Annotated in this window: 2 protein-coding genes and 1 pseudogene; 1 reads left to right on the top strand and 2 read right to left on the bottom strand. The window is 39.9% G+C overall.

The genetic code is table 11. The features are described from left to right. Nucleotides 1–142 (bottom strand): annotated as a pseudogene (locus L5M38_RS23935) (IS4 family transposase); the annotation flags it as partial. A 290-nt stretch (nt 143–432) separates the two neighbouring features. After that, nucleotides 433–2,154, bottom strand: coding sequence for a potassium/proton antiporter (locus L5M38_RS23930; RefSeq protein WP_263180525.1), 1,722 nt, complete (start codon nt 2,152–2,154; stop codon nt 433–435). Nucleotides 2,155–2,978: 824 nt separating this feature from the next. Here L5M38_RS23930 and L5M38_RS23925 point away from each other — a divergent pair. Beyond that, the coding region (locus L5M38_RS23925) for a transposase (RefSeq protein ID WP_263179001.1) at nt 2,979–3,152 on the top strand (174 nt) is incomplete at its 3' end.

The raw sequence follows: 3,152 nt of genomic DNA, 5'->3' as shown, positions 1-3,152 counted from the left end.
AATTTCGACCTAACTCAGTCAAGGTCAGTGTCTTACATTCAATCAGTGCCTTAGAGGCCAGCATCAAGCTGTTTAATCGTTTTAGGTGAAGTTCTGGGCAGTATTGGTGTAAAGAATGTTGTAGGATATTGGCTTCGCGCATCTTGTTGTCCAAGTGTAGTTTTTGGCGAAACCATTTGATCATGCAACAAGATGCGCTTCCACCCTAATTTGATGATTTATTTGTAAATCATCAGGGGATTCTTCAGTATATAGTCCCTTGGACATTAGTCTTTTTTAATCAATAATTAAATCAATATGTCACGATATAGAATGCCGAGTACTATTTCTCGGCATTCTATTTGAAAGATGATTTTATTATGCTTGACCAGTGAGGTAACCTACTAGAGAAAAATGGCGAAAACGATATAACTTAGGGTGTTAGCTAGTAGATTAATCTTGAGAGGTTGAGGTTGGCACTATACCTACAGTCGCAATTCTCGCTCCTACCATTTCACGAACATATAACCTGACTTTACCATAATCTTTTTCAGCGCCTAAGATCGGTTCATTAGCGAAGCTCTGACGTAGCAACGCATCTAACGACAAACGATTATCCGCAGAGAGTTCAATACCATATGAGTGATATAAATCTTCTACTTTTGTATAACCTTTCAAACGTAATTCCGCTTGAGGTAATGTTTGATAGTTTGTTTCAGTAATGCCAGAACATACAATATCAACAAAATCTCGAACTTCAGGTTTCATCACAATAAATAAATGGTCACCTGCATATAGGAAAGTTGAACCTCGTGGAGGGATAACACTATTACCTCTAGTAATCATTGCTACGACAGTACCATCAGGTAAAGCTATTTGTGATAAACGACGATCTGAAACTCGTGAGTTCTCGCCCAGTTGATACTCAACAATGTCAGCATCCACATTACCTAAAGCTGTAATTTCTAGTGTCGCAGCGGGTGTTGACGGTGGCGATTCAGTTAGCCCTAAAGTACGTGCAACCCAGGGTAAAGTAGAGCCCTGTATAGTCGCTGAAATCAATACCACGAAAAATACCACACTAAAAATAAGATTTGCGCCGGGCAAACCATAAATAAGTGGGTATATAGCCAAAATAATAGGTACTGAGCCGCGTAAACCTACCCAAGAGACTAGGGTCATTTCTTGTATGTTGAAGCCAAAAAGTTTAAGTACAGGAAGCACTGACAAAGGTCGTGCCACTAAGGTTAGCACTACTGCAATAATTAACCCTTCTTTCCAAATACCAAGCAAACTAGAAGGATTAATTAACAAGCCTAAAAATACAAACATAATTATTTGACCCAGCCAAGCCAAACCATCATGAAATAAAAAGGTACTGCGCTGAAATACAAAACGACTATTACCTATTACTACGCCTGCGATAAAAATGGCTAAAAAGCCACTGCCTCCCAGATTTGCAGCGATACCAAAGGCTAGCAACCCTAAAGCAGCGACCATCACAGGATATAAACCAGAAGTCGTCAGATGAATACGGTTAATAATACGTACCGATAACCAGCCAATAGTCAAACCAACAGCAGAGCCTACACCCATTTGCTGGATAAATAACATCAATAATCCAGTCCCCGGCTCAAGCCCTTTAACCATAACTTCCAGCAAACCCACTGTCAGGAAAATAGCCATAGGATCGTTTGTCGCACTTTCAATTTCCAGCGTAGATTTTAATCGTGGATTGATATGAATACCTGCATTACGCAGTAATGAAAATACAGCCGCAGCGTCAGTGGAACCAACAATGGCACCAATTAGCAAGCCATAAAGTAGTGATACATCCAGAATATAGGCCGCTGCGACACCAGTGATGATAGCAGTAATCAATACGCCAAAAGTAGCCAACACTGAGGCGGGCTTCCATACTTGTTTAATAGAGGCGATAGGTGTTTGTAAACCACCATCAAACAAAATAATAGCTAAAGCTAAAGAGCCAAGGGCATGGGCTATTTGTGCATTGTCAAAAACAATGCCTCCAGGACCATCTTCACCAGCGAGCATTCCAACCATAAGAAACAGCACTAGGACGGGTAACCCTAATCTAGCAGATAATTTACTGGATAAAATACCAAGGATAATCAAAATTGAGGCCAGCAGAATAATTTGGTCAATCACAAACATAAATAGCGTTCTCTTTAATCTAGAATACAGATAATAACTGCGTGAGTATGAGCAGTAGAAGAAACCAATTGCTGAAGGCGGTACGCTTTATCTCACCAAATAAAACAGAGTTCACGATGAAATAAACAAGTGGCGAAGTAAAACAATATCAGATTTTAGCCCTGTTAGAACAGGGATTTCGATAACCCACCGACATTGCTAGATATTTGTTTTACTCTATCCAGTTTTCTTGATAGATTTTCCAATTCTTCGATAGTGTAGTGGTCTACTACAATTGGTCAGCTTGATAGAATCTATACGAATTAGATTGCACGTTGCTGATTTGAAAAGAGATATGCACTTTAATAGAAGTTAAAGTGCAGTTTTAGAGTGTTTTAGCGCTTAATCGACGTGTTTTGTGCATTATCGTGACTAACTCGTGCAAAACTCAGTTTATGCAGGACAACATGCATAAATAGTCACATATCAATCAATCTTAGACGCTCAGTCGAAAAATAAGATGAGAATGCGCTTTAGTATGACTAAAGCTGAACTCAGAAAAAGTATCACTTAACATCTTTAAGTTTGTAGAATCCAAATTGCTAAGATTAAAGCCAGACACTTCTTACTAGATAGCCAAATTCACTATGCCACTACAGGTTCGATTCAATAATACTTATTTCTTCGTCAATCCATTCTAGCAGCGCCTCCCTTTGGCGACCTTTAATGGATTTACGCGGCACAAAAGTCAATAAATGACGCACCCATTGCCCCCTGTGTCAGGATTGTTGTCACCCCTAAATAATCATTATGTTTAAAGACAGGGTGCGGCAAAAGAGAACGATATGGCTCGGTATTCACCAGAACGTAAAGAGGCGATCCTTAAAAAATTATTACCTCCTCACAACTTAACGGTCGCAGAGGTCGCTCGGGAAGAAGGCATCGCGGTGCAAACCTTGTATCATTGGCGAGATATTGCCAGAAAAGAAGGTCGCCCCGTGCCAGGTAAAACATTAACA

Origin of the sequence: Shewanella sp. SM101 (assembly GCF_025654465.1) — a bacterium.
GTDB classification, from domain to species: domain Bacteria; phylum Pseudomonadota; class Gammaproteobacteria; order Enterobacterales; family Shewanellaceae; genus Shewanella; species Shewanella oncorhynchi.
This window is presented reverse-complemented; position numbering and strand designations above follow the sequence as displayed.